This window comes from Amycolatopsis sp. NPDC051371, from assembly GCF_040682155.1.
GTDB lineage: Bacteria > Actinomycetota > Actinomycetes > Mycobacteriales > Pseudonocardiaceae > Amycolatopsis.
On record NZ_JBFBAG010000029.1, the window covers coordinates 1 to 24,319 of the forward strand.

Genomic DNA, 24,319 nt, shown 5'->3' on the forward strand with positions numbered 1-24,319 from the left:
GCCATGACTCACCTCCACCGGCCAGCCTCGCGATCACCGGCCCGAATGTCCACGCGACACGGTTACCACGTCAACGTTCCTTGACGAGGCACTAGATCGCCCAGACATCGGCAGCACTATGCGGAGCTGAAAATGGGCGGATCTTGAACGGATCTTGAACCCGTGCCCTTTGACTTGTGTAACGGGCCCGCTTGCCCAGTTTTTTTGGGGGCGTATTGGGGACAACTAGGCTCGCGTCCACGGCGCAGGGGGCGCCGTTCTCGGCGAACGGCCGACCTCCAACGGCGAACGACCCGCATTGGACGCACTGGCCGCGTTTCGCATCGAGCTTTAGGCGTGGGCGAAACTGGGTTTCGGCTAGCTCGATCACCCATCCCGAAGAGAGTGTCATTGTTTGATTAGATGATCGCCCTACCGTTAGGGTCCCGTCGAGGCTCCAGAATCCGGACCTTTTTCCTCTTGTGCCCGACCCGGACCTCTATTCGACCCCAGCTATCGCCGAGAGCTACCAGTTCACTCATAATCAGCGAACCATTGGCAATAAGTGTTCCATGAGAGTAACCTTCGAGACGTAGAGGAAAACTTACGCTATCCTGAAATTCTAGCTCGTGATGCATTATTGTCGGCGAACTTTCTTTGTAGAAACCCGCCACTGCCACCCTGCCTATCGTGATGGACGTATCACCCTTTCGGCGATTGGCTAACTCGATTGCCAAGATCCAGCTGTCACCGGATTTGCGCATGTACGCCTTTATTGATACCCCCGGCCCTGTTGCACGCAAGGCAACCATTGAAACAACCAGAGCACATAACGATACGACAGGGCTGGCGTACGGCAATACGGATGATGCGAACCCGGAGGCGAGGTTCATAGTGACCGCCGATCATGAAGGTGTGAGCTGATAATTTCGCCCGTGTCAACACAGTCGCTTCTAGGTGCTACTGCGCTACGACTTGTCACCCCCATTCTTCACCGCACGTCGCCACGAGGCAGTACGCAGCCCTCTGACCAGTAACAATGCCGATGACTAGCCATGTTCGGCCAGCAGGGAAGTAGATGACAAGAGCCGACTCCTGCCTCCGGAGGGTTAAGAGCGCTCCATAGCGTGGATGTGCCCTGACCTGCGCAAACACATGGCTTGCGTCGCGCTGATCCCGGCCTTTGGGCACGCATCGGGCGAAGCGTGCACACAGTGACCCTCTAAGTCGCCCTCGGTCGCTGGCGTTCCGCGGGCGAACAACCCTCGATCCGGCTCCTCGTCTTCCCATGTGGGGACAGGTCTGGCGGCAGCGACCAGCGGCGGCCGTGATGCGCGCCAACTTGCGACAGTCGAACATGTGTTCTAGGTTCGACTGAGCGTTGGGCAGGCAGGGGAAGTGCCTGCCCAACGCCCTGTACAAGGAGCACGCCATGGTCACGAAGTACGAGCGCCAGTTGGAACGCGCTGAAGAAGCCAAACGGATGAGGAAGCACGCCGACGAGGTCCATGCCGTCGGCTCCAGGGTGCCGTTCTGGCGCCTCGACGACACCGGCGACGAGATCATGATCCGCGACCTCGACGGCTCTCTGCTGGTCACCTTCCACGGAATGTACGCGCCGGGGATGGCCCGCTGGTTCGAGCTGATCGGCCACCGCATGGCCGGTATGGCGCTCGCCGAACTCATCCGTGCCTCCACCGGCAGCGCCGAGCACGTCCCCTGCCGCGATGCGGCGCGAAAGCTCCTGCAGGAGATGAAGCTCGAGCCCAAGTCGGCCCGCTACCGTCGCCGCTAAGGACCGCATGGACGCCCCGGCCCTCGCAAACTTGCCATCGAGCCGTAGGCAGATGAAGGGCTACCGGGGATCGAACCGTGTCACGAACCACTGGGCCACTTCGACGGCGACCTTCGTCAGCGTTAGTGCCTTGGTGGCCGTTACACCTTCCCCTGCTCCATGGGCGATTCGATTCCGTTTATCAACCATTGAGGATAATTCACGCTTTCGGTAATCATCGTCTTCTGCGAGGAAGCCGGAGAGTTCGCTAGCCCAGTCCTGATCAAATCGTTGAACTAGTTCGATTAATGCACTCGGCCAAGGGTTTCGACCTTTGCCTAGCCAGCTGCGTGCATACAGTGCCACTTTTGGCGAGGACTTGCTTTCCGTATAGGCGCCACAGCACTCCTCGGTTACAGCTTCGAGGTATCCGCAAGCGCGGACGACCAAGAATCGAGACAGGGCGTTGCCTACTTCATCGGCCTGGTCCGACGCAGGCTTCTGAACGAGAACCTCGACAGCGCTTAGAGTCTTACGATGGTTGACGATCACTAGGCTGGGCCATGCCGTGCTCCACATTCAATCCACCCGGAATAGGGAAGCGGCGATGGCCAGGCGACTCCTTACGCTTTCCTCGCTCGCTGTTGATGTACTTGTTGCGCTGACCATTTGCCTGGATTTGTTGACCTTTTGCATTGCTTCTGTGACTTCTTCGGAGGTCAAAGAAAAGCCATGCCTCAGTCGTTTGATCATCGCAACGAGTACGGCCTCGGTCAACGCCGCGTTGATCTGGCTACTCCGGGGGCGAACGGCATTGCGTCCCGGTCCCTCATTTAACAAGTTGCACGCTTCCTCGAAGTGATCCTTGAATCGTGCATATTCGGACGAACTCTTGTGCCTGTTGGCAGCGGTGAACGCGTTAAGAAACGACTTTAGTGGGCGGTAGTATTGGTTGCCATCGTAGTACATTGCCATGATTCGAAGGATTAGTTCTTGGTCGCGAATCCTGGGGGATGGGCGACCATACAGGGCTCGCCAGCCGGGCAGGCCATTAAGTTCCTCTAGGAAGTCAACAAACGGACCAGCGTAGAGGGCTACTCGGATCTCGTGAGGTGTGAGCTTGGTGCCACCTGAATTGAGGCGTTCAAAGATCTGGTAGACCGAGTCGAGCGACTGATAAGAGTTGTCGATCGTAACGATTGTGGCCTGAATGAACGCATTGTCCAAGGTTCGACGTTGCTCACCATGTAGTGCACGGTATGTCAAGCCTCGAAATCGATCTCCCACATTGTTTAATGCAAACTCGCGCCCGTCGTAAACGCCTTCGTAAAAATATGCAAGAGTTCGGAGGCGTTGCTGACCGTCGAGAACTAAGTAGCGCTTATCGGGTTGCCGAACGAGGAAGATGCCAGGGATTGGATAGCCTAGCAATAGTGACTCGATAAAACGGTCCATTTGAGGGCGAGTCCATACGAAGGCGCGCTGGAAGCCTGCCACTGCAATTCGTTCATCATGATGACCAAATGTGGGAACGAGCATGTCTTCGTTATTGATTCGTCGAACGAGCCCGACTATGTCAAAATCCTGTCCAGAATAGACGACTGGCGGTGGGTCATCTTCCGCAAGGAGAAGATCCTCCTCTTCGTCGTCGGTCAACCACACTGGCTCTTGCTCGTCGGTCATGCCGAAATCCTACTTCGCCAGTCGTCGGCCAGCGATCGTAGATCGCTGGCCTCGCTCTCGACCGCAGCGTTGCCCCCTGAACCTGTCTGACCAGCGGGAACATGACAGGGCTCATGCCGATCCACGGATGAGCTATGGGACCGGTACGGACTCTGGCGACTGGAGGCACGTCCGGCTACCCGTGGGGCCCCGCTCATGGGGTGCCGACCATGTGACGCGAGCGCCGTGCCGCACGATGGAGGATAGAGTCGACAACCATGGCCGCACTCATTGAGGACGCCGCACGCCTAGCGGAGCAGTTCGTTAGCCCGCTCGGGCGTCGCTGGTTGCATGTGCAAGCCGTGGCAGCACGTGCGGAGGAACTGGCTGGCGCTGTGCGTCCGGCTCAAGTGGAGCACCTGATAGCGGCGGCATGGCTCCATGACATCGGCTACGCCGCCGAGATCGGCCTGACAAAGTTCCATCCCCTCGACGGCGCGCGGCACCTCCGGGATCTCGGCTGGCCGGCGGACGTTGTCAACCTTGTTGCTCACCACTCCGGCGCCCGCTTCGAGGCGGCAGAGCGTGGCATGAGCGAACAGCTAGACGAATTTCCCTTCGCCGACAATCCAGTCCTGGACGCTTTGGTTACGGCAGACCTTACAACGGGACCTGGCGGGGAGCGCTTCACCTACGACGAGCGAATTGCTGAAATCTTGAAGCGGTATCCAGTCGCCGATCCCGTTCATCGCACATGGGTCAAGGCTGCTCCTGTCCTCAAAGAGGCAGTGCGTCGAACAATGGAGCGACTGGCTGAGAGTCAGCCGAGGTAAGGTGAGGTTCGCGACGGGTCCAGTGCGTGATCAATACGCAACTTCATTGACGGGTGAATGTTGAGTGCTTCCAGTTCGTCTGCGGCGACCCATCGCACAGCCTTTGTTTCCGTGCCATCCTCCTGAGGATTACCGTCAATCCAGCGCCCCTCAAAGCACAAAGAGAACTGTTGTCGTACTTCGCCATCGTCGTACGCTATGACGTGGTTCGGGTCGGTGTAGGTGCCGATCAGGCGCACCACCTCGATGTCCAGGCCGGTCTCCTCCCGGACCTCTCGGACGGCGGTGTCCGTAATCCGCTCTCCAGCGTCGTGACCACCGCCTGGCAACGCCCACAGATCGTTATCGATCTTGTGAATGAGGAGAAGCCGTCCCGCGTCGTCTCGGATCGCCACGGTCACCGACGGAACCACGCTGTTCGCAGCTGGCGCGTTCGGGTCGTTGAGGTAGTCAACTCGACTCACGGCCACTCCAGCGGCTTCTCGGGGACTCCGGCGGACCACGTCCGCTCGAACGAACGCATGTAGTGCTGCCACATCTGGCCGTTGGGCTGGCGACGCAGGTGCATCACCGGGCTCTGACCAGCGAGGGCGCCAAGCACATGCCCATTGACCAGCAGGTCATCGTCGAAACGATAAAGCGAGTTGTACAAAATCTCGCCGTGCGTCCGGACTTCGACGCCGGCGAGGTCGGCCACGTCCGCGAGGTAACGCCGCATGAGCTGAATGCGCCCTTCCAGGCCACCAGGTGTGCCCTCCTCGATCGCACGCTGTTTGACGGCCTCCGACTCCTCATCGCCGACGAGAAGCCTGAACTGGACGCCCTCCGCAGCCTTCTCGCGGATCAGCGGCACCAAGTCGTACTGCTCGACCAGGAACGCGCCGGAAAAGACCAGCACGTCCATACGCTCCTGCACTCCGGCCAGCAACGCTTCCCAGCCGCGGCCCGTGATCGCCGACCTGGACGGGTACAGATGCACCAGCTCTGACTCGGTCGGCGTGGGCCGGGCGACAGTGGCGAGCGAGGGCCAAAGGTCCTGCTCACGCCCGCCAAGCACGCCTACGATCTTGTGCCGAGTCTTACGGTGTGGCACGACCTCGTTCCTGATCCAGCGATCCACCGTCTTGGGGTCCGCGTCGACCCGCGCGGCGAGATCATCAACCGTCAGATTGGCAGCCAAGATCGCGGTGCGCAGGCGGTCGTTAGCCACTCAGCTCGCCTCCTGCCGGGACGTTTTCGGACGTTTCACAGGACGTTTCGCGACGTCGGGACGTCCCCAAAGATCTTCGGAAACGCGGTGCAGCCGTCCTCTGACCTGCGGTTTTCTTATGGCATGACAACGCATCGGAACCCCGGACCTCAACGCTCCCCCATCAACTTCTCCAAGGCGTCGACCCGCTTGCGTAGCTCCGCCAGCTCGCCGGCCATCGCACTCAAGGGATCGACTACCTTCCCCGGGATCTCGTTGACGAAGACACCAACGGACGGCGTCGCCGTAAGCCACTTCTCGTCCTGTAGCAGCCGTAGCGCTTTCTGTGCCGTGCCCAGCGCAACGTCGTACTTGTCTGCCAGGACCCGGTTGCCGGGAAGCTTCTCTCCTGGCTTGAGGGCACCCCGCCGGATGTCCGCCCGAATCTGTTCGGCCACTCGCTCGTAGGTAGCCATTGCTGCCGCGCTGCCGTCCATAGGGCAAGTCTAGCCAGACCGACTCAATCTGACCTACATCACCCGAAAGACGTAGTGCCAACTGACGCATACCGATCTAGATTGATATATGTCAGAAGGGCAATCGCAAGGAAGGGTCCAACCTGATGAGGTATGCACAGCCCAGCCGCCGCCAGGTGGAGATGTCCGCCGAAGAACTGGACTTCGACGTGTTCGCCGACACCGGCAGCCTGGCTGCTGACGTCTCCCACTTCGTCTCGGTGGATGAACTGGCCGACTGCCGCGATCTGCTGGCGCGGTTCGACGCTGAGCTGAACGCGCAGCCGGGCACCGCCTGGACCGCGGACGGCGAGCTGGTGCCGCTGCGGTTCGTGTCGGTGGACCTGCTCGCCGGCGCTGACCGCCGGAGCCGGGCGGAGCAGGCTCGAGCCGCTGCGTGGCTGGATGAGGTGGCCTGATGGTTGACCGTCTGTTCGTTCCGGCCGTGTTCGCGGGTGTGCTGGCCACGATGCCGCCGGTGACGGCCATGCCGGAAGACCGGGCGCACTGGCTGGACACCGCCTACCGCACGATGCGCGCGGAGTTCTCCGGCCCTCATGGCCTGGAAGCGATGCGCCTGGCCCGGGTGTTCCGGGCCGCCCTCGCTGACGTCACCGCCGAACTCAACCCGGCCGCCTGACCACCGCCGTTCCTCTTTCTTCGCAGTTTCCGCGCCTGATCCACAAATCTTCGGCATTCGTCCCGGGGCAGAGCTATGCCCGCTCCCGGTCGCGGATCGCCTGGTCGAAAGGGATTCCGCTCATGTCTTGCACACTGACTCAGGTGATCGCGGCCCGGCTGTCGGGCCTGGCCGACACGCTGACCCGCAACGCCGCGGTGCTGACCGGGGCGGGGCTGCCGGAGGTCGTGACGGGTGTGCGGGCCACGGTGTACGGCGACGTGGCTGCTCAGTTGCGGCTGTGGATCGAGTCGGACCAGCAGACGGCGGGAAACCCGCTGGTCGTGGCGCCGACGGCCGACGAGGCGGCCGGGGTGGCGGCGGGTGTGGCGCGGGAGTTCGAGGCGCTGGCCGGGCTGCTGGTGGCCAACGCCCGGCTGCTGGTCCGCCGCACTCGTGACCTGGTGATGCACCGCCGCGCCGGGGTCTACCGCGACGTGGCCGCCCAGCTGCAGCTCTTGGCCGCCGATGAGCGCCAGGCCGCGGTGGCGATCGCGCCGCGGACCAGCCGGCCGCCGCTGTCGAACACCGCGCCGCTGAGCCCCGTGGTAGTGAAGGCCGCCACCCGGACCCCGCGTGTGCGGCCGGAATTCCTGGACGCCGTGGTGGCCGCGATCGCTGCTCGCCGCCGTGCGGGCTGGTCGGTGGCAAGGCTGACGCGGTGGCTGCGCAACAGCCTGCGGGACCCGCAGACCGACCTGGTGCACCCGTGCGCCCAGCGCTCGTTCGTCTCCTACGTCACCAGCCTGCTGACCGGCCCCGGCGCCCTGCGCGCCGCCTGATCCCGCCTGCTCGGCTCATCCACTGTGGAACTGGAGACCAGCATGTCCACCAACGACCACCTTGCTTCGACGTCGCCTGCCACCGGCACGATTCCGCAGCACCTCAAGGACGCTCACGAGCAGGCCCGTGACGAGATCCGCCGGGCCGACACCAAAGCCCAGATCCTGCTCTCGCTGGTCGGTGCCGCCCTGGCCGGGGTGATCGCGCTGAGCCCCCGCGCGGCGTCGGCACCCGCGGCGGTGGCGCTGTGGCTGGCGGCTGCACCGATCTTCGCGGCAGTGCTGGTGCTGCTGTCGGCCCTGCGGGCCCGGGTGAACAACGTCCCGGTCCCGGGAACCTGGCTCGACGCCGCCCGCAACGGCCCCGCCGCGCTGCTGCACGCCGACGTCACCGCGTCGGTCGGCCGGGTCGCCGACGACGTCGCGGTGCTGGGCCGGATCGCGGTGGGCAAGTACGACCGGACCAACACCGCGATCCGGTTGCTGACCACCGGCCTGTGCCTGGCCCCGGTCGCGCTGCTGCTCGCCGCGACCACCTGACCTGGACCCCTTGCCTGTAAAGGAATTGTGCTCATGAGCGCTGCACTCGACACGCTGACCGGGCTGGACAAGCTCGCCGACGTCGCCCGCCAGGTCGTCCGCGACACCCCCGCGCCCGAACCGAGCGTCATCACGATCTACCCCAGTCGGAACGAGGTGAACATCCAGCCGCCGCACACCAGCGACCCGGTTGCGGCGCTGGGGATGTTGCTGGTGTGGACCCACCGGCTGACCGGCATCACCGGCACCTGGACCCACACCGACGACAAGCACTTGCACGTCAGCTTCTCCGGCCGCGGGCCGGCCGGCGTCGGCATCCGGGTCTACGGCTCGATCCCGTTCGACTTCGCCCGCGGCTACATGACCCTCCCGGCCGGTGAGCGGGAGTCGGTCACCCCGGACGAGCTGTACCGGCTCGCCCTCGCCATCCGGAAAGGACAGTGACCCGTGAGCCTGCTCGGTTCGTTCGCGGCCAAGATCGCCGCGAAGCTGGATGACCGTCACCCGGTGTTCTACGCCGCCGACGTCGTGCTGTTCGCTCCGGCCGACGGGGTGTGGCACGTGCTGCTTATTGAACGCGGCTGGCCCCCGCACCGCGGCCGGCTCGCCTTCCCCGGCGGCCACGTCGACCCGCACGAGACATCGGCGGAGGCAGCGCGGCGGGAAGCGGCGGAGGAAACCGGCCTGGACCTGACCGACGTCGCGCTGGACCGCATCGGCATCTACGACGCCCCGGGCCGCGACGCCCGCGGCCGGTACGTGTCGGTCGCCTACGGCGCCGTACTCGAGAACATGCCCACGGTGGTCGCGGGGGACGACGCGCGACTGGCGGCCTGGCTGCCGCTGCGGGTGGCGGCCCGGATCGCCGCCGGGGCCGGGTTCGCCTTCGACCACGCGGTGATGTTGCACGACGCGGCGGCCCGCTTCGGCCTGAACCCGGGGCCCGGCGTGGGCGGTGGGCGATGACCACGGCGACCCACCCGGCCACCGGCGTACTGCTGGGACCGAACGCGAAACTCGCGCTGGAGCTGGTCTACGACACCACCGACCCGTGGGCCGTGACGCTCACGGCCGCCGGCCGGGAATGGCTGTTCGCTCGGGACCTGCTCGCTTCCGGCTGCAACGAGCCGACCGGGGACGGCGACGTCCAGGTCCGCCCGGACACCGGCGGTGACCTCAGCCGCGTGGTGATCGCGTTGTCCTCGCCGACCGGGGAGGCGGAGGTGGCGGTGCCCCGCGGTGACGTCGAAAGCTTCCTGGACACCGCCGAAGCGCTGGTGCCCGCCGGTCGCGAGTACATCGACTGGGCGATCGAGTGGGCCCGCCTCGCCGGGCCCACCGCCGCCTGACCCCTTTTCCTCACTGCTTCATCCACTGTCCGGAAAGGACTTTGTCGTGTCGTACATCAAGCTGGAAGCCCACTACACCATCCACATCAGCGGGGGCGTGCACATCGGCGCGGTGAACCTGACCACCGTGCTGGCGGGCGACCTGACCGTGGACATGCCGATCCCGTTCCTGGCGCTGACCGACACCCTGGCGGTGTTCCCGTCCATCGAAGCCGACGGGGACACCGCGATGCGGATCGACTTCACCCACTGGTCCCCGTTGCGCTACGGCGCCGCCGGGGCTGCTCGGTTCCCGTTCGCGCTGACCTCGCAGGAACTGGCGGTGCGGGTGGCCCGCGCATTCGACGCTGACCCGGCTGTCGACTGGAGCGACACGCGGGAGCGGATCGAGGCGTGGCTGAACGCGTGGCTGGCGGCCAACACCGCCCGCGTGAGCAGCTGAGCGGGGGCGAGGTCGTGAGCGTGTTCGAGATCGCGAGGGAGCACGGATCGTGGCGACTGGCCGGGTTCGCGCTGGCGGTGCTGCTGTTCCTCGCCGTCGGGCTGCTGCGCTGGCCGCTGCTGCTGGCCGCGCGGGTGTTGCTGGTCGTGCAGTCCGGGTTGGACGCCCGGATCACCGCAAGTTTCGCCGGAGCGGTCCCGGCGCCACCGGAGACCGGGTGAAGGGAGAAACACGATGGCAGGCAAGACGTTGCGTCGCCGCGACCGCGGCGAGGTGACCGAGACCGGCGGCGGGCCGATCGTCGACCGGGCGATCGCCCGGGTCGGGTGGTGGCTGCCGGAAACGGTGGTCGCCGCTGCCCTGGCCGGGCTGGTCCTGTGGGCCGGGATCGGCTGGCTGGTCTGGCCGATCGCGGCCGGACTGCTCGTACGGATCGGGTGGGAGTGGCCGGCCACCCGCCGCTCGGCTCGGGTGATCGCCGCCCTGGCCGCGGGAATCACCCGCTGGTGGCGCCGCCGCCAGCACCGCCGCGAGGACAAGGGTTCCGCCGACGTGGTGCGGGCCGGGCGAGAGCGGGACGAGGTCGCCTCGTGACCACCCGCACCGGCACCCAGGTTCACCGGAGACACAGGGGAGGAGGTGAATACCCATGACGCTGTTGGGCAAGGTCGGCGGCGCGGCTGCTCTGTTCGTGCTCGCCGCGGTCGCCGTCGGCTACACCCACGACGGCGGCCTGGACTTCGGAGACGGGGTCGGCCTGGCCGCCGACGCCGGGCCCGGCGTGGCCGACATCCCCGGGGCCTACCTGAGCCAGTACCGCGCGGCGGCCGGCACCTGCCCGGCCCTGGACTGGCCGTTGCTGGCCGGGATCGGGAAGGTCGAAACCGACCACGGCCGCCTCAAGTCACCCGGAGTCCGCTCCGGGGCGAACTTCGCCGGGGCGGCGGGGCCGATGCAGTTCCTGCCCGCCACCTTCGCGGGCGTCCGCAAACGCCACCCGGGGATCGGGTCGGACATCTACGACCCGGCCGACGCGATCCCCGCGGCGGCGCACTACCTGTGCGACTCCGGCCTGTCGGCGGGGGACACCCGGCGGGCGATCTTCGCCTACAACCACGCCGGCTGGTACGTCGACAAGGTCCAGGCCCAGGCCGCCGCCTACCGCCGCGCCTGACCCGCACCACCCTCGCGGCCGGGCTCTCCGGCCGCACCCTCCGCACCACCGCTTCACCCGCACCACCCGGGTGTGGGTCGCCTCGTGCTGCCCACATCCCGGGGTTCCACCGGCTCCGCCTTCCTGTTGTGCACCAACCACCCTTGGAGAAAACCATGAAGACCATCGCGTTCATCGTCGCCTGCATCTCCGCGTGGCTCACCTTCGGCGCGGTCAGCCTGCACCAGAAGGACCCCGTCCACCACAACCTCACCCTCGCCCTCGTGCTGGGGGCGGTCACGGTGCTCTCGCTGCTGTTCGTCTTCAGCGGCAGCAAGGCCAAGGCCAAGTCCAGCCGCTGACCGCACCGCCTCGCCGCGCTCGACAACCCCTGAGGAGAAGTGACCATGCGGATCACCGCGTTCACCGTGTTCGCCGTCTCGGCTTGGCTGACCTACGGCGCCAACAGCCTGCACTACAAGGACCCGGCCCACTACGGCATGGGCCTGGTGTGGGTCCTGTTAACCATCGCCGCCGTGTCCGGCGTCTTCGCCGTGCTCGCCACCGGCAAGGACAAGGCCACCACCCGCTGACCCGGCACCACCGCACCCAAGCCCCGGGTTCCGGGCGGCGCACCCGATGCCCGCCCGGAACCCGGCACCACCCATCCACTCACGACAACTTGGAGGGCTGCCCGTGGACCGCCCGCCCCGCACCTACCCGCTCCCGCAACTGGACGACGACTCGCGGTTCACGTTCGGCCTGGTGCTCGACGTCGCTGACGTCCTGGCCGCGCACGGCTACCCGCCACTGTCCGGCGGCGGAGACGACCACGTCCAGCTGCAACAGGCCCGGTTCCGGTTCCTCTACGCCCCATCCACCTGACTCTCCTGAATGGACTGATGCCGCTTGCGGATCATCATCGGCCTGATCGTGTTCATCGCCTTATGGGTGCTGTTCGCGATGGGCGGCTACCGCGACATCCCATCGTTGGACCACCCCGCCCCCGCCACGAGCACGTGCCCGCCACCGCCGGACACCCCCGGCACGGCCACCACCGCCGCCCCGGCGCCGGCCGGTGGCGGCGCCGGGCTGGTGGGCCGCCCGGGGCGTGGCTGGCCGTGCCCGGCGGTGATCTCGACGATGACGATCACCGCGGTCCCCCCGGACTGACTCCCGGCCCCAACCTGCTCGGTTGGTGGCAGCCCGATCGAACGCCGCGGCCCCTTATCGCGGCACCCCCGTTGTGACTGACCACTGTGGACACCCCCGTGCTCGTGCCAGTGCCCGGGGGTGTCTCTTTCCGACCGGAAGAGGTTGACGATGAGCTGGCAGGACGAACGCCGCGCGAACCTCGCGGCCAAGGCAGAACAGGCACGGCTGGAGCGGCAAGCCCAGACCGGCAACGACATTGCGCTGATGAAGGCGGCGGGCGACGAAGCCCGCGCCGACCGTGAGCAGGCCGCCGAACTCGCGCGGACGACCAAGGAAGCTGCTGCCGCCAAGCGCGAGCGGCGCCGCGCCGACCGCAAGCAGCGCTGGGACAAGGTGACCGGGTTCGCCCGGGGCCACGTCGTGGACGGGCTGATCTACAGCATCGCGGTGGTGTCGTTCGTGATGGCCGCCTCCGCGATGGCCGGCTACGGCGCGGACGTCTACGCCTCCGGCGTGGGCCGGCTGCTGCCGCTGATCACCGAGCTGGGCATGTGGGCCTTCGCCGTCGCGGTCCAGATCGTCCGCAAGAAGGACCGGACGCGGTCGGTGTGGGGCCTCAAGGTCGGGGTGTGGGTGTTCGGGACGCTCGCGTTCGTCACCAACGCCGTGCACGGCCTGGCCCGCGGCTGGGACGCGATGCTGATCATGGGTGTGGTGTCGGTGGCCGGCGTCATCGCGCACCAGCTGGCGATCGCGGACCCGCCGCGCTCCCGTGCGCAGCGGGCGGCGGACAAGCTCGCCGCCGCCCAGGCCGCCAAGACGAACGCGGCGGCGCGGGCGGCGCTGAAGATGGCCACTGCGCAGATCGACGCGGACGGCAACGCCCGCCTCACCTTCGCCCCCGGCACCTACCAGGTGAGCAGGGGGCGGCTCACGCCGGTGACGCCGGACCCGGACGTTCCCGGGCTCCCGGACGCCCTGGACGCGGAGATCGCCGCCCTACTCGACCCGAACGGCCCGGCGACCCGCCCGGACCGTCACAGCGACGCTCAGACCGATTCCGGAACCTGCTCGGGTGGTGGGGTCGCCACCGCGGACAAGCCCGCCGGCGACGGCGAGGACACCACCGCGGCCGGGCCGGCGAGCGCGGACCGGACCGCGCGCCTCGGTAACCGGGGCGAGAAGTCCCGCCCGGCCGGTCGTCCGGCGGGACGGGCGACCGGCGACGCGCACCTGGCGGTCCTGCGGACCCGGCTGGCCGAAGCGGTCGCCGCGGGCGACCTGGACCCGGCGACCGCCTCGATCTACGCGATCGCGAAGACGCTGCGCTGCGGCAAGCCCGCCGCCAAGCGGCTGCGGGCCGAACTCGACAACCCCACCCAGGACTGACCGCCGACCCCGGCACAACCCGGTCTGGTCCGGCCCGGCCCGCACGCCTCATTCCGGGGTGGTCGGGCCGGGTCCGGTCCGCGCCGGAACCCGCCCCGCGGGCACGGAACGGAACCCGGAGAAAGGACCACGACAACCATGACGCAGGACAACACCACACCCCCCGGGACCGGGGACAACACCACCAACGGTCCGGACCACACCGGCCCGGACCACGCCACCAGCACCGGCCCGGAGACCGGGTTCGGCGGCGGTCCCGACGGGTCCGGACCGGAGGGTGGGACGGTGGTCCCGTTCCGCCGTCCCGACCCCGGAACCGACCGGCAGACGATCGAGGGAGAGGTGATCGAACCCGGCACGGACGTGACCGTCGGGGCGGTCCGCCAGACCTGGGGGACCCGGGTCGTGCGCGGCACCGGCCGGGTGCTGGCCGGGCCGTCGGACGCGACCCGCGCCCGGCTGGCGGAGGCCACCGTGGAGTTCTCCCACACCGCCGGGCACCGGATCGGGACCGGGACGCGGACCGGCGCCCGGCTGGCCGGGCGCGGGTGGCGGTTCACCCGCCGCCACGCCTCGATCATCGGCAAGGGCATGGAGGCCGCCCGGCAGCGCAAGCGCGCGGACCGGGAGTACACCGACCTCAAGGCCGCCCGCGCGGAGGCCCGCGCGAGCGGTGACCACTCCGCGGTGGAAGCCCTGACGCGCCAGTACAACGAGGGCCGGCACGTCACCGTCGACACGATGCGCAAGTGGGCCGAACTGGTCTGGGGCGTCGCCTGGCGCACCGGCGCCGCACTCGGGGTGCTGTTCGTCGTCTCGGTGGTGGTCGGCCTGGTCAACGGGCTGGGCCGCTGGCTGGGCGAGTTCAACGCCACCGACGTGCTCGCCGTCTGGCGCGGCGGACTGGCGTTCGTGTGGGCCGCCGGCGTGTTCGTGGTGACCTGGTGGTGGAGCATCCCCACCGCCGCGGCGCTGGTCAAGCTGTCGCGCTGGTGGCGCGACGGCAACCGGCTCGGCGAGCAGGTTTTGCCCGTCCACCTGCGGAAAGAGGCCACCCGCAACCTGCGAGTGGAGCTCTCGGAGTCCGCGGTGGTCGCTGCGCTGGCCAACATCAACAACGGCAAGCTGAATGCGTCCATTAAGGACGGATGGCCCAACCGCGACACCGACAACGCGTGGGTGCAGCCGCCGATGATCGACGGAAAGGGCTGGTCAACGAAGATCCGGCTGCCCCAGGGCGCGCCGGTGAAGGCGATCGACAAGGCCAAGGAAATGCTGTCCCACAACCTCGGGTGCCGGCCGATGGAGCTGTTCATCCGCGCCGACGAAGACGACCCGACGGTCCTGGACCTGTTCCGGCTCAACCCTGGCGCGCTCCGCGACCCGGTCGACCCGTATCCGCTGCTCAGCGAGGGTGCCACCGACTACTGGAGCGGGTTCCCGGTCGGGGTGAACCTGCGCGGCGAACCCATCGTCGCGGACATGCCCGAACGCAACTTCGTCATGGCCGGGGCGCCCGGCTCGGGTAAGTCCACCCTGATGATCACCCTCGCGACCGGGGCGATCCTGGATCCGCTGGTGGACGTGGACGTGTTCGTCTTCGCCGAGAACAACGACTACGAAGCCCTCAGGCCCTGCTTGAAGACCTACTCCCCGGGCGCGGGGGAGGACAACGTCAACGCCGCCCTGGACCACCTGCAAGCCCTCTACGACGACCTCACCGAACGGGGCCGGCTGCTGCAGAAACACAACGTCAGCAGCGTGCTGGAGGCCGGGCGGGAGATCGTCGCGAAGGAGCCGGGGTTGCGGCCGCGGATCGTGGTGCTGGAGGAGTGCCAGCGGCTGTTCCGCCAGGACAAGGCGGAAGAGCGCAAGCGGATCGTGAACCTGGTGATCAACCTGTTCATGGCCAGCCGCAAATACGCCGTCCACCTGGCGTTTCTCACCCCCAGCCCGTCGGACCAGAGCCTGCCGCGGGACCTGGTGGCGATGTCGACCAACCGCGCCTGCGGGGCGGTCAACGGCAACAAGGCCCGCAACAACGCCGTGCTGGGCGAGAAGGCCCACGAGGAAGGGATTTCCGCGCTGGACCTGCGACCCAAGACGAAATCCGCACTGAACGACTGCGGGACGCTGGTCACCGTCGGGTTCATGGACGAACCCGGCGCACTGCGCAGCTACTTCCTGTCCGAGCCCCAGAAGGCCGCCATCGTCGCTCGGGCGCTGGAGGCCCGCGGCGGTGCCGCCGGCACGGCGGAGATCGTGGTGGCCCGCGACCCGCTGGCCGACATCCTGGCCGTGCTCACCGAGATGACCCCGCGCGAGGGCGACGCCCACCCGCGCGCGACGGCGGTCGCCGCCGCCCTGGGAGCTCGGTGGAATCACTACAGTAAGTGGTCAAGCAAGCAGGTGACCGACCTGCTCGCGGAGCACGGCTACAAGGTACCGACTACCGATCGTAAGTTCCCGGTCGACCCGGCCCGCGTGGCCGACGTCCTCTCGGCCCGGGACTCCGTCGGGATCGAATGATGCCCACCGGTCCCGCCCGCACACCCCGAAACCGGGGGTCCGGGCAGGGCCCGGCGAGGCCCCTTCATCCCCTTCATTCCGCTCATTCGAGTTCATTTCCGCTGATCAAGTCGCTGACCAGTCGCTTCATTCGCCAAATGAAGATCTTCATTCGCTTCTGCAAAACTCATTCGCGGGTTCATTCCCCGACTCATTCGTCACCCGGGTCCTGACGCTCGGCCCGACTCACCTCATTGCCACTGAGAGTAGTTGCGGTGCCGGGTCAGCCGCACTTGCGGCCCGATGTCTCGCCCGGGCTCCTGTCAGTCACTCACCGTGAAAAGGATGGTCCCGATCATGACGACTTTGCACGCTCTGCGCCTGCCGGCGCCCGGCCACCACGCGCCGCTGTCGCCGCGGACACGGTGGGGCTGTCGCTCCTGCGGGGCCCGCAACCGGCTGCGCCAGCGCGTCTGCCACCGCTGCTGCCAGACCAGGCCGCGCCACTGACCCGCCGCCGCGATGGGCAAGAGCGAGACCCGCTACAAGCCCGGCGAGATCACCGCCTGGCTGACCGACACCGCCGGGTTCGACCCCGACCCCGCGCGCCAGGCCGGGCGGGTGATCGCCGCTGCCTGGAACGACTGGGAGTTCTACGCATCGGCCACCTGCCCCGCGCTGATCACGTGCCTGCGCGCCTGCGGGCGGCCGGTGACCGAGGTCGACCGGCTCGCCGACGGACTGGCGCGGGCGTTCGGGGTGCACCTGCACGACGTCGCGGCCTGGGACCCCCGGCCCGACTGGCGAAAGGAATCTGCATGGTGAGCACCGATTCGGCCGCGCTGGCCGGTCTCCGCGCGGCGGCGCTGGACATCGCTGGCAGGGGGTGGAAGGTCTTCCCCTGCCGCCCGGGCACCAAGGCCGCGTATTGGCACAGCCTGCCCGATTGCGCGGGCGCCGGAGTCTGCACGGGCGGGCACGTCACCCCGGAGCAGCTGGCCACCGCCGACCCGGGCCGGGTTGCGGCCAAGTGGTCGGAAGGTCCGTTGTGGAACATCGCGGTGTTCCCCGGCCCGTCGGGGCTGTTCCTGCTCGACTGCGACCAGCCCAAGCCCGGCCACAAGGGCGAGCACGACCCCGACGGCTGGACCCAACTGCGGGCGCTGGCCGCGGAGCGGGGTGGGCCGCTGCCGGACACGTGGACGGTGGAGACCCCGACCGGTGGCCGGCACCTGCTCTACACCGCCCCGCCCGGGTGCCGGTTGCGCTCCACGGTGAAGCACATCGGCTCGAACATCGACACCCGCGGCTGGGGTGGCTACGCCCTCGCCCCGGGCAGCCTGCTCCCGGAAGGCGGTTACGGGCTGTTGGACGATTCCGACCCTGCTGTGTTGCCGGGGTGGTTGGTCCAGGTCGCTGTCGAACGCGCCCCCACGGCCGTTTCCGGGCGAAACGAGAAGCCCGTGGCGGCCCCGGACGCCTACACCGCCGCCGCGGTGCGGGGCGAGATCGACCGCGTGTGTGCGGCGCAACCAGGCACCCGCAACAAGGTCCTGTCCACCGCGGCCTACGCACTCGGTCAGTTGGTCGGCGCGCGGCTGCTGGAGGAGGCCTACGCGCGGGCCGAACTGCGGGGGGCGGTCGCCGCGTGGAACACTCCCGACTCCGCCGCGAAGGACGACGGCGTCATCGACACCGCGCTGCGGGCCGGGGCCGCCAACCCCCGCCGAGTCACCCCGCGATCCAGCCCTTCCCGCGCAGCCTGAAAATTGAAACCCGTCGTGGCCACCGTCGTTCGCCGCTGCGGCATTCACCGACTTAGATCACTTTTCGTGTACACGATCAAGAACGACGCCCGGCTGTTCCCTGCATCCCCGCCTTGACCTGCGGCGAGACTTGCTCAGAGTCGCTGCGTGATGAGTACGACCCGCTACTGATTGTTAGACACACCCGGCAAGATCACCGAAAGTGAGCAGGATGTAGTGTGTCTGCGACGCAGAAACAGGGAAGTCCTGAACCTCGAACAAGGTCCAGGACTCCCCTGGGTTGCGGAGTTAGCGGCTCAGGTACCAGGTCAGGACCAGCAAAGCCAGAACCAGGACCAGAGCCAGGGCGGGCCCAGTAACCCTGATGGTTACTGGGCCACTCAACCTCACAATGAACATGAAGCGTGAGTGTTCCCGCGGTTCCTCCGAGCGTTGTAGCTCGTCATCCACAGCCGTCACCCTCTCCTTCCCCACCGGCGACCTTGCTCGGCGGTGGCGGTAACGCACGAAACCGTACCCCTTAAGACGACTACTCTATTTGGGTGACCCCAGTTAATCGTTTCCGCTGGCAACAAGCGTTCGGCGTTGAAAATTTCATCGAACCTTTATTCGATTCGAGTGTCGGTGCGGCCGAATTAAACACGCTGTGTCAGGAAGAGGATGCGCTCGGGTACAGCCGGGGAAGTCGCAATTCCGGCTAATTGTGCCTTTGCCGCGACAATGATCTCTGCTGCCGTGGCTAGTGAGGCCTGCCCATACTCGGCGGGCGCGGGGCCAGGTCGTTCGCGATGGTCAGGGCCGCATCGACCGTGATCTTCGCTTCCAGTGTCGGCAGCTCCTTCCTCACCGCCGACAGCAGCCTCACTCACTGGGCCACATAGTCTCGCTGAATCCGCAGCAGGTCCGCTTTGACGCGGTCGGGCATCGTGGCGCGGTCCGCGGAGAACGACACCAGCAGTTCCGGTGTGTGCAGAATCGTGTGCACTTACGACGCCGCCAAGCGGCGGAGGGGACGGCCGCGGCTGCTGCTCGTGTCGGCGGAGCCGCGGGGGAACGTGACAGGCGCGCCGGACGCCGAAAACGCGTAGATCCCGTGTACCAGGCCGCCGAGCGGGCGTAGATCTTCCCCGCCACGGCGCATAGGGCTGCTCGGTGCGGCCCGTCGTCGAGCAGATGGGGCGAGCTGGAGCAGAACTCCCCCGCCAAATGTGGTCGAATTCGTGCATCAGGGCCGCGGCTAGCGGTAAGGCCGGGGTGGGGGCCGCCGGAGCCGGGGATGCAGCGACGACGAGCAGCGCCGCGGGGCGGAACGCTGGTCGGACGTCTGCAACGCCCTCTCGGCCGCTAGTGCAAGCCTGTCCGCCACTCGGTGGCCGATCGCCACCATCAGGGCCACTCTGCTCGGAAAGTGGCGGTAGATGCTCGGGCCCGCTATGCCGGCCGCCGCCGCGCCGATGTCCTCCATGCTCACGTCGTGGAACCCGCGCTGGGCGAACAGGCCCGTCGCGGGCGATGGCCGCCCGTCGTCCCTGCCGCGAGTGCGGTGAAACCCGGGTGGGCGGAACTGCCCAAGACACACCACACCTGCGACGGCTGCCTCCTACCGCGCTGACCTCTTCCCGGACTCCTACCTGCACGACTACCTGATCGGTGAATCCGCCCTCGACGCAGCCGACCACGCCGCGCTGCCCACGCCCTGAACTCACGGAGGTAACCGATGTCCCTGACCACCACCGACACGCCCGCCAGACCCGCGCCGGAACTGGGGCTGGGCGGGACCCGCAGCAGTCACCGTTGGGCGAGCGTGCCCGGCAACTTCGACAAGCTCAACTGCCGGGCTCTGTGGCCCGCCGACAACGAGTGGGGCATACCGCTGCTGCCGCGGGCCGTGTTCGAGCCTGCTCGGTTGGTGGCCTACACCGACCGGCACGCCACGGCCACCGCCGGGCCCGGCACCGCGGTGCACTTCTTCCTCGACGACTACCGGTTCGAGGTCGTGTGGTCCAAACCGGAGCGTGGCCTGTCCCGCTGCCAGTCGGTCGGCGCGGCGCTGACGCCGGATTTCAGCCTGTACCGGGACATGCCGTTGGTGATGCAGCTGTGGCAGGTCTACCGCTCCCGCTGGTGCGGCGCGTGGCTGGGCCACCACGGCGTCACCGTCGTGCCCACGATCAGCTGGTCCACGCGCGACTCCTACCCCTTCGCCTTCGCCGGGGTCCCGGGCGGGTCGGTGGTGGCGGTGTCCACGGTCGGGGTGTGGCGCGACCCGGTCGCTCGCGCGCTGTTCGCCGATGGCTACGCCGAAATGCTCCGCCGGCTCGACCCCGCGCTGGTGCTGGTGCACGGCAAGCCACCAACCGAGCAGGTTCGGGCCGGGACGCCGGTGCGGTGCTTCCCGTCGCGCTGGGACGGCGGTGAGCTGTAATGGGCGGACGTGGTTCCTCGCTGGGTAAGGGCGGCGGCAAGGGCGGCGCGAGCAGTCCCGCGGCGGGCGGCGCAGGCGGCCCGGCACAGGTGGAGCCGGCTGTACCCGAAACCGAGCAGGTTCGACCCGAGCCGGAGACGCCCGACGTCCCGGAGAAGCCGGCCCCGCCCGGGCCGGTGTCCGGGGAGATGTCGGAGGCGCCGCTGCTGCCCAACGGGTGGGGCGACCCGACGAAGACCGACGTCAACTTCCACGACGACGGCCAGATCGGGTCGGCGATCAAGGCCATGAGTGCCGACGCCCGGATGGACGTCGACGGCGAACCGGTCGCCAACGTCCTCGGGCGCGTGGCCACCGACGTCGTGACCGGGCGCCGCACCGCCGCGGAGGGCGTGGAGGCGTACAAGGAGATCCGCGACCGACTACCCGAGGGCAGTGAGGCGCGCCAGACCCTCGATTTCGCGATCTCGCGCATCGACGCCCCGGCCAGCCCACCGCCGGATGTCCCGGCCGGCGCCCCGGAGCCGCTTAAGGCGCTGATGAACGAATTGCACTCGATCCCGTTGCTGCGACGCGACCCTCAGGAAACCGCGAAACTGCAAGAGATCTTGCGCGAGAACTTCGATGACGACGTCGACGACGGGCCGATCCACATCCGCAGCTTCGCCAGGGAGTTGCGGGAGCTCAACGAGCTACGACACGAAAGCGACGGCGACGCGGGCAAGTTCGACGTCAACCGCGCCATCGAACGGGCCATCAACGCACTCACCGACCGCGAGTGACGGCCGTACCCAGACCTGCTCGGTTCGCGTCCCATCTCGCTCGACCCCTCGAACGACTGGAGGCAATCCCCGTGAAGATCCGCATCATGGGCACCCGCTCCGAAACCGACGACGCCGTCAAGGTCCTGCGACTGGCCTTTGACGTGCTGGAGGTGTCGGACTTCCGGCCCAACCGCGGTGACTCGCGGCTGGGCAGGGTGTACGTCGAAGCCAACCCGCCGGCCGACCCGCTGCCCGGCAGCTGAGCCCAACCGCACCGACCACACCGGACACCGACAGGGCCGGGCACCGCGCGTGCCCGGCCCTTCTCGCGCCCACCACCCGCAAAGGAGCTATCCCAATGACCACCAGCCACCCCGCCGCCACCTACCAGACCGTGCCGGTGCTGGCCGAAGTGCTCGCCGAACGCGCCCGCCACGACTCCCGCTTCGGCCGCCAGGACCACCCCGACGGCACCGGGCCCGAGCGCGACAACCCCGTCCGGCTCGCCTACACCATCGGCGAGGCCACCGACGTCGCCCGCCAGGTCACCGACCGCGCACTCTCGCGCGGCACGGTGACCTTCGCCCAGATCCTGACCGAAGAGGCCTTCGAAGCCCTCGCCGAAACCGACCCTGCTCGGTTGCGGGCGGAGCTGGTTCAAGTGGCCGCCTCGGCGGTGTGCTGGATCGAAGCCATCGACCGTCGCACCACGTCGGCGGCGCGGGGGTAGGGCGGTGGAGGGCCAGTCTGGCGAAGAGTTCGGCGGGCTGGACTTCCTCACCGGCACGCACGAACCGATCCACCTGGAACAGGCCGGGGTCCCGCTGTTCGTCTCCGACACTCGGCTACGGCACCGCAAGACGCTGCCGCGGGCGATCGCCCCAGTTGCCTACGACTCCGGCGGGTTCTCCCAACTGCAGAAGCACGGCAGCTGGGACAACGTCCCGCCGCGCGAGTACGTCGCACGCGTGCGCCGCTACCGCGACGAGATCGGGCACATGCTGTGGGTGTCCCCGCAGGACTGGATGTGCGAGCAGGCGATCATCCAAGGCGGCTGGTGGGGCGGCAAGTGGTTCCACGGCACCAAGCTGTCCGTGCCGCGTCACCAGTACCTGACCGTCATCAACGCGATCGAGCTACGCAGCCTCGCACCGGAGCTGCCGTGGCGGTACGTGCTGCAAGGCCAGACACCCGACGACTACTGCCGCCACGCCGACCTCTACGGCCGCTTCGGCATCGACGTCACCGCCGAACAGGTGGTGTGCGTCGGCAGCGTCTGCCGACTGCAAAGCACCGAGCTGGCCGGGCAGATTCTGCGGGCCGTCCGCCGCTACGGCGTGCCCCGCATCCACGGGTTCGGGTTCAAAACCCTCGGGTTGATCAAGCATCGCGCCTACATCGACTCCGCGGACTCCCTCGCCTGGTCTGACGACGCGCGCCGGCTGAAGCGTCCGACTCGCGACTGTCCCCGCCCGCACGTCAAGAACTGCGCCAACCACCTGCACTACCTGCTCTCCTGGCGCGCCGCGCTGGCGGAGAAGCTACGCCACCGCGCACCCGAGCAAGGCGCGCTGTGGGACGAAGACGGCGCCCCCACCACTGCCCGACCGACTGCCGCCGCGTGACGCGGCGGTGCACCACCTGCACGAGGAGGACACGCCCATGGCCACGACTCCGGAAAGCACACCGAACCGAGCACGTCCCCTGTGGCCCATCGGCGACGGCGGCCGCCCGCTGCTGCGCATCGGCGAGGACCCCGAAGCGATCCGGATCCTGACCGCCGCGCTCAACGACCGCATCGTGCCCGACACCTACGTCAGCGACGGCGCCCCCGTCGTGGTGGAGGAGATCTCCGGCGCGGCCGGCCCGGCCACCGGCGACGACGACGTGGCACTGCCGATCACCGCGTCGGTGCTCAAACCACCGCTGCTGGCCGGGCTGCTGGCCGAACACACCCAGATCATCCAGTCCAAGAACAAGGGAGGCGACGAAGAGGTGACACCCGGACGAGACGTGCTCGGTGCGGTGCTGGCCCGACAGCACTGGCCCGGGCTGCCGGTGTTGCGGCGGATCATCTCGACCCCGGTGATCCGCCCGGACGGCACCCTGTTGCAGACCCCGGGCTACGACCCGGCGACCGGGTTCTACTTGGCTCGCAACGACGACTTGGCGCCGATCCCGGACCACCCCAGCCCGGAGGAAGTCACCGCGGCGCGAGAGTTTGTGCTGGACCGGTTCCTGCGGGACTTCCCGTGGCGTAGCGACGCTGACCGGGCGAACTACCTGGCCCTGTTGGTGACGCCGCTGATCCGCCCCTACACCCGCGCGTTGTCGCCGTTCGGGATGATCGAAGCGTCCATGCCCGGCTCCGGCAAGACGATCCTGACCGGGTGCGTGGGGTTGCTGGTCGGGCAGAAAGTGCTGACCTGGAACGACTCGGAAGACGAGTTGCGCAAGCTGATCACCACCGTGCTCGCCGAAGCCGCCGGGGTGGTGGTGTTCGACAACCTGACCGAGGGATCGGTGGTCAAGTCGGCAACGCTGGCGCGGCTGATGACCGAGCGGACGTGGTCGGATCGCCGGCTAGGCACCAACGCCGCGGCCAGCTTCCCGAACGACCGGCTGTGGCTGGCTACCGGCAACAACCTGCACACTGGCGCGGACATGGCCTCGCGCACGGTGTGGGTGCGGCTGGACCCGAACTGCCCCCGCCCGGAAGCCCGGACCGGGTTCACGATCCCGAACCTGGACTCCTGGATCCTCGACCCGGTCAACCGGGCGACGGTGTTGCGGCACGTGCTGATCCTGATTCTCGACTGGACCACGCACGGGGCACCGACGGCCACCGCGGTCCCGCAGATGCGGCAGTTCACCGCGTGGGCTCGCCAGCTGGGTGGGTTCCTCGAGCACCACGGCATCGGCGGGTTCCTTGCCAACGCCGCCGCCAGCCGGGCCCTGGACGACGACAACGCCGAATGGCGCTCGTTCCTGCTCACCTGGTGCGACATCTACGGCGACCGGACGCTGACGGCCAAGGAGCTGACCGTCAGCGGGCAGGACAGCATGGTCGGCACCGACGTCTGGGACGGGACGTTCCCGACCAACGGGGCCGGCCGTCCGCTCACCACCAAGTCGCTCGGGCGATTGCTGGCAGGGCATGTGGACCGCTGGCACGGCGACGTCGTGTTACGCAGCGTGCTCGAAAGCCACAAGAACGTCCTGACCTACTGGGTCGAGAAGGAAAGTTCCTAGTCACAGCAGGCGAGAAGAAACCCGCAAACCCGCAAACCCGCAAAAGATCTTGTTGTAGCTCTCTGACCAGGAAAAACAAGGTCATGATCGTTTGCGGGTTTGTCGCGGGCGCCGGACCCGCAAACCCGCAAACCCGCCGATCTCCGGGTTCAAACCCGCAAAC

33 protein-coding genes and 2 pseudogenes are annotated in these 24,319 nt (G+C 67.8%); 28 read left to right on the forward strand and 7 right to left on the reverse strand.

The genetic code is table 11. The features are described 5' to 3' along the window. Positions 1-669 precede the first annotated feature (669 nt). Positions 670-903 carry a hypothetical protein gene (locus AB0M59_RS30980; RefSeq protein ID WP_364622109.1) on the forward strand — a complete coding sequence of 78 codons (234 nt, stop codon included), beginning with the start codon at positions 670-672 and terminating at the stop codon, positions 901-903. A gap of 508 nt (positions 904-1,411) precedes the next feature. Further along, positions 1,412-1,774 (forward strand): hypothetical protein, encoded by a 363-nt coding sequence (locus AB0M59_RS30985; RefSeq protein ID WP_364622111.1) that lies wholly within the window; start codon positions 1,412-1,414, stop codon positions 1,772-1,774. 60 nt (positions 1,775-1,834) lie between these two features. Here AB0M59_RS30985 and AB0M59_RS30990 read toward each other — a convergent pair whose 3' ends face one another. Continuing rightward, positions 1,835-2,332: a HEPN domain-containing protein gene (locus tag AB0M59_RS30990; protein WP_364622114.1), complete on the reverse strand. Its 498-nt coding sequence runs from the start codon at positions 2,330-2,332 to the stop codon at positions 1,835-1,837. Beyond that, positions 2,333-3,436: a DUF262 domain-containing protein gene (locus tag AB0M59_RS30995; protein ID WP_364622117.1), complete on the reverse strand. Its 1,104-nt coding sequence runs from the start codon at positions 3,434-3,436 to the stop codon at positions 2,333-2,335. 257 nt (positions 3,437-3,693) lie between these two features. Here AB0M59_RS30995 and AB0M59_RS31000 point away from each other — a divergent pair, with 257 nt between their 5' ends. Then, positions 3,694-4,248 carry an HDIG domain-containing metalloprotein gene (locus AB0M59_RS31000; RefSeq protein ID WP_364622120.1) on the forward strand — a complete coding sequence of 185 codons (555 nt, stop codon included), beginning with the start codon at positions 3,694-3,696 and terminating at the stop codon, positions 4,246-4,248. On the opposite strand, the gene AB0M59_RS31005 is transcribed toward AB0M59_RS31000, so the two are convergent. The 3 genes from AB0M59_RS31005 to AB0M59_RS31015 all read right to left on the reverse strand — a co-directional run bounded on the left by AB0M59_RS31005 (position 4,236) and on the right by AB0M59_RS31015 (position 5,934). After that, positions 4,236-4,712, reverse strand: a complete 477-nt coding sequence (locus tag AB0M59_RS31005; protein WP_364622123.1) for an NUDIX domain-containing protein — start codon at positions 4,710-4,712, stop codon at positions 4,236-4,238. The two genes, AB0M59_RS31000 and AB0M59_RS31005, sit on opposite strands and share 13 nt — an antisense overlap. Further along, positions 4,709-5,458 carry an XRE family transcriptional regulator gene (locus AB0M59_RS31010; RefSeq protein ID WP_364622126.1) on the reverse strand — a complete coding sequence of 250 codons (750 nt, stop codon included), beginning with the start codon at positions 5,456-5,458 and terminating at the stop codon, positions 4,709-4,711. Before AB0M59_RS31010 ends, AB0M59_RS31005 begins: the two co-directional genes overlap by 4 nt. A 149-nt stretch (positions 5,459-5,607) precedes the next feature. Further along, positions 5,608-5,934 (reverse strand): winged helix-turn-helix domain-containing protein, encoded by a 327-nt coding sequence (locus AB0M59_RS31015; protein ID WP_364622129.1) that lies wholly within the window; start codon positions 5,932-5,934, stop codon positions 5,608-5,610. Positions 5,935-6,059: 125 nt separating this feature from the next. Here AB0M59_RS31015 and AB0M59_RS31020 point away from each other — a divergent pair, with 125 nt between their 5' ends. The 19 genes from AB0M59_RS31020 to AB0M59_RS31110 all read left to right on the forward strand — a co-directional run bounded on the left by AB0M59_RS31020 (position 6,060) and on the right by AB0M59_RS31110 (position 17,715). After that, entirely contained in the window at positions 6,060-6,371 is a 312-nt protein-coding gene (locus AB0M59_RS31020; protein WP_364622132.1) for a hypothetical protein, read from the forward strand. After that, positions 6,371-6,592: a hypothetical protein gene (locus tag AB0M59_RS31025; RefSeq protein WP_364622134.1), complete on the forward strand. Its 222-nt coding sequence runs from the start codon at positions 6,371-6,373 to the stop codon at positions 6,590-6,592. Before AB0M59_RS31020 ends, AB0M59_RS31025 begins: the two co-directional genes overlap by 1 nt. A 122-nt stretch (positions 6,593-6,714) precedes the next feature. Continuing rightward, on the forward strand, positions 6,715-7,413 hold the full coding sequence (locus AB0M59_RS31030; RefSeq protein WP_364622137.1) for a hypothetical protein: 699 nt from the start codon (positions 6,715-6,717) through the stop codon (positions 7,411-7,413). 42 nt (positions 7,414-7,455) lie between these two features. Then, positions 7,456-7,953 carry a Pycsar system effector family protein gene (locus tag AB0M59_RS31035; protein WP_364622140.1) on the forward strand — a complete coding sequence of 166 codons (498 nt, stop codon included), beginning with the start codon at positions 7,456-7,458 and terminating at the stop codon, positions 7,951-7,953. A gap of 33 nt (positions 7,954-7,986) precedes the next feature. Beyond that, a complete protein-coding gene (locus AB0M59_RS31040; RefSeq protein WP_364622143.1) occupies positions 7,987-8,397 on the forward strand; it encodes a hypothetical protein in 411 nt (136 codons plus the stop codon). A 3-nt stretch (positions 8,398-8,400) separates the two neighbouring features. Next, positions 8,401-8,919, forward strand: coding sequence for an NUDIX domain-containing protein (locus tag AB0M59_RS31045; RefSeq protein WP_364622145.1), 519 nt, complete (start codon positions 8,401-8,403; stop codon positions 8,917-8,919). Then, positions 8,916-9,302, forward strand: coding sequence for an SsgA family sporulation/cell division regulator (locus AB0M59_RS31050; protein WP_364622148.1), 387 nt, complete (start codon positions 8,916-8,918; stop codon positions 9,300-9,302). Before AB0M59_RS31045 ends, AB0M59_RS31050 begins: the two co-directional genes overlap by 4 nt. Before the next feature lie 46 nt (positions 9,303-9,348). Next, on the forward strand, positions 9,349-9,744 hold the full coding sequence (locus AB0M59_RS31055) for a hypothetical protein (RefSeq protein WP_364622151.1): 396 nt from the start codon (positions 9,349-9,351) through the stop codon (positions 9,742-9,744). Between the two features lie 14 nt (positions 9,745-9,758). Beyond that, entirely contained in the window at positions 9,759-9,965 is a 207-nt protein-coding gene (locus AB0M59_RS31060; protein ID WP_364622154.1) for a hypothetical protein, read from the forward strand. 13 nt (positions 9,966-9,978) lie between these two features. Continuing rightward, positions 9,979-10,338: a hypothetical protein gene (locus AB0M59_RS31065; protein ID WP_364622156.1), complete on the forward strand. Its 360-nt coding sequence runs from the start codon at positions 9,979-9,981 to the stop codon at positions 10,336-10,338. A gap of 55 nt (positions 10,339-10,393) precedes the next feature. Continuing rightward, entirely contained in the window at positions 10,394-10,918 is a 525-nt protein-coding gene (locus tag AB0M59_RS31070) for a transglycosylase SLT domain-containing protein (RefSeq protein ID WP_364622159.1), read from the forward strand. Between the two features lie 155 nt (positions 10,919-11,073). Further along, positions 11,074-11,259 (forward strand): hypothetical protein, encoded by a 186-nt coding sequence (locus AB0M59_RS31075; RefSeq protein WP_364622161.1) that lies wholly within the window; start codon positions 11,074-11,076, stop codon positions 11,257-11,259. Positions 11,260-11,304: 45 nt separating this feature from the next. Beyond that, a complete protein-coding gene (locus tag AB0M59_RS31080; protein ID WP_364622164.1) occupies positions 11,305-11,490 on the forward strand; it encodes a hypothetical protein in 186 nt (61 codons plus the stop codon). 103 nt (positions 11,491-11,593) lie between these two features. After that, positions 11,594-11,782: a hypothetical protein gene (locus tag AB0M59_RS31085; protein ID WP_364622167.1), complete on the forward strand. Its 189-nt coding sequence runs from the start codon at positions 11,594-11,596 to the stop codon at positions 11,780-11,782. 24 nt (positions 11,783-11,806) lie between these two features. After that, positions 11,807-12,070 carry a hypothetical protein gene (locus AB0M59_RS31090; RefSeq protein ID WP_364622169.1) on the forward strand — a complete coding sequence of 88 codons (264 nt, stop codon included), beginning with the start codon at positions 11,807-11,809 and terminating at the stop codon, positions 12,068-12,070. 150 nt (positions 12,071-12,220) lie between these two features. After that, the gene (locus AB0M59_RS31095) at positions 12,221-13,441 is read left to right on the forward strand and encodes a hypothetical protein (protein ID WP_364622172.1); all 1,221 of its coding nucleotides are present in this window, start codon (positions 12,221-12,223) and stop codon (positions 13,439-13,441) included. A gap of 138 nt (positions 13,442-13,579) precedes the next feature. After that, positions 13,580-15,970 (forward strand): FtsK/SpoIIIE domain-containing protein, encoded by a 2,391-nt coding sequence (locus AB0M59_RS31100; protein WP_364622175.1) that lies wholly within the window; start codon positions 13,580-13,582, stop codon positions 15,968-15,970. 501 nt (positions 15,971-16,471) lie between these two features. Beyond that, complete coding sequence (locus AB0M59_RS31105; protein ID WP_364622178.1) at positions 16,472-16,774, forward strand: hypothetical protein; 303 nt, start codon at positions 16,472-16,474, stop codon at positions 16,772-16,774. Continuing rightward, on the forward strand, positions 16,768-17,715 hold the full coding sequence (locus AB0M59_RS31110) for a bifunctional DNA primase/polymerase (protein ID WP_364622181.1): 948 nt from the start codon (positions 16,768-16,770) through the stop codon (positions 17,713-17,715). Before AB0M59_RS31105 ends, AB0M59_RS31110 begins: the two co-directional genes overlap by 7 nt. A gap of 772 nt (positions 17,716-18,487) precedes the next feature. On the opposite strand, the pseudogene AB0M59_RS31115 reads toward AB0M59_RS31110, so the two are convergent. Beyond that, a pseudogene (locus tag AB0M59_RS31115) lies at positions 18,488-18,724 on the reverse strand (TetR family transcriptional regulator); the annotation flags it as partial. A gap of 273 nt (positions 18,725-18,997) precedes the next feature. Then, positions 18,998-19,222 (reverse strand): annotated as a pseudogene (locus AB0M59_RS31120) (TetR family transcriptional regulator); the annotation flags it as partial. Between the two features lie 210 nt (positions 19,223-19,432). Between AB0M59_RS31120 and AB0M59_RS31125 the strand changes: the two are divergent. From AB0M59_RS31125 to AB0M59_RS31150, 6 genes are all read left to right on the forward strand, one after another. After that, entirely contained in the window at positions 19,433-20,140 is a 708-nt protein-coding gene (locus AB0M59_RS31125; RefSeq protein WP_364622184.1) for a DUF4417 domain-containing protein, read from the forward strand. After that, complete coding sequence (locus tag AB0M59_RS31130; protein WP_364622187.1) at positions 20,140-20,922, forward strand: hypothetical protein; 783 nt, start codon at positions 20,140-20,142, stop codon at positions 20,920-20,922. The genes AB0M59_RS31125 and AB0M59_RS31130 overlap by 1 nt, the downstream gene beginning before the upstream one ends. A 71-nt stretch (positions 20,923-20,993) precedes the next feature. Beyond that, positions 20,994-21,167, forward strand: coding sequence for a hypothetical protein (locus AB0M59_RS31135; RefSeq protein ID WP_364622190.1), 174 nt, complete (start codon positions 20,994-20,996; stop codon positions 21,165-21,167). A 95-nt stretch (positions 21,168-21,262) separates the two neighbouring features. After that, on the forward strand, positions 21,263-21,634 hold the full coding sequence (locus tag AB0M59_RS31140) for a hypothetical protein (RefSeq protein ID WP_364622196.1): 372 nt from the start codon (positions 21,263-21,265) through the stop codon (positions 21,632-21,634). Positions 21,635-21,638: 4 nt separating this feature from the next. Then, positions 21,639-22,529, forward strand: a complete 891-nt coding sequence (locus AB0M59_RS31145; RefSeq protein WP_364622199.1) for a hypothetical protein — start codon at positions 21,639-21,641, stop codon at positions 22,527-22,529. Between the two features lie 37 nt (positions 22,530-22,566). Further along, positions 22,567-24,156 (forward strand): hypothetical protein, encoded by a 1,590-nt coding sequence (locus AB0M59_RS31150; protein ID WP_364622201.1) that lies wholly within the window; start codon positions 22,567-22,569, stop codon positions 24,154-24,156. The last annotated feature ends 163 nt before the right edge of the window (positions 24,157-24,319 follow it).